Here is a 1,031-nt window from a genome sequence, read left to right on the forward strand (position 1 = left end):
CGTCCAGGGCGGTGTACCAGGGGGCCGGATCGGTGCCGGTGGGGGTGAGGGCCATGACCTCACGGACCACCGGATGCAGAACCACCTGACCCACTCCGAGAGCGGCGCCGTCCCCGGCTGATGCGTCTGCCGTGGTGCGGGGGACCCCCAGAAGGGCGTACCGGTGCAGCCCGGCCAGAGCGGCATCGAGGGCGGTGACGGTGACGTCCTGCCCGGTTGCATCGGCCAGCAGCGCGGGGGTGATCAGGGAACGGGGGACGGGAGCGGCTTCCAGCAGGGCCAGCAGATGCAGCAGCGGGCGGGCGAGAGTGTATCCGTCGGTATGGAGCTGGGTCAGGGACAGGTCCCAGGTGTGCCGCACGACAGTGCGGGCGATCTCCGGATCGGCGGCCTGAGGATGCTCGGCTCCCAGCAGATCACCGAACTCCCGGTCCAAAGCCTCGCGGTAGGCGGTGAAGCTGCGGTAGCGGCTCGTCGCGGTGGCAAGGTAGCGGCCGGCTGCCTCAAGCGCCAGCGGCAGCCCCCCCAAACGTACCGCCAGCGCCCGCGCCTCCGCCTCACTGCCGGCCGCCGGCGCCGCATCGGTCAGGACGGCGGCCGCGGCCATCTCCTCGAGCGGCTCCAGATACACCAGCTGCGCCCGCCGCCCCCACGTACCCACCGCGGTGTCCCGACTGGTGACGACCAACAGCCCGGCCCCGTCGGGACGCAGCCACCCCCGATAAGACGCCACCGCCTCCCTGCCCGGCCCGACCCGCGCGGGAGTGTCGACGTTGTCCACGACCAGCACCCACCCCGGCACCGCCGCCAGGTGCTCCCACACCACATCGACCAGCACCGCCTCCCCCCGCCGCGCCGCCTCCAGCCGCTCCTCCGCAAGCCCCAGCTCCTGCGCGACCCGCGTCAGATCCTCGGCCAGACGACCGGGATCGCCCTGCCAACGGACCCAGAACACCGCCCTCCGCGCCTGCTGCGCTTGACGGGCCGCCTGGGCGGCGAGGGTCGTCTTGCCCAACCCTCCGGCCCCGCAC

At 73.3% G+C, this 1,031-nt stretch carries 1 pseudogene; it reads right to left on the reverse strand.

The window, feature by feature from the left end:
* Positions 1-1,015: pseudogene (locus tag B7L92_RS34245) on the reverse strand (tetratricopeptide repeat protein); the annotation flags it as partial.
* Between the last annotated feature and the right edge of the window lie 16 nt (positions 1,016-1,031).

The organism is Streptomyces viridosporus, assembly GCF_002078235.1.
Classification (GTDB): domain Bacteria; phylum Actinomycetota; class Actinomycetes; order Streptomycetales; family Streptomycetaceae; genus Streptomyces; species Streptomyces viridosporus.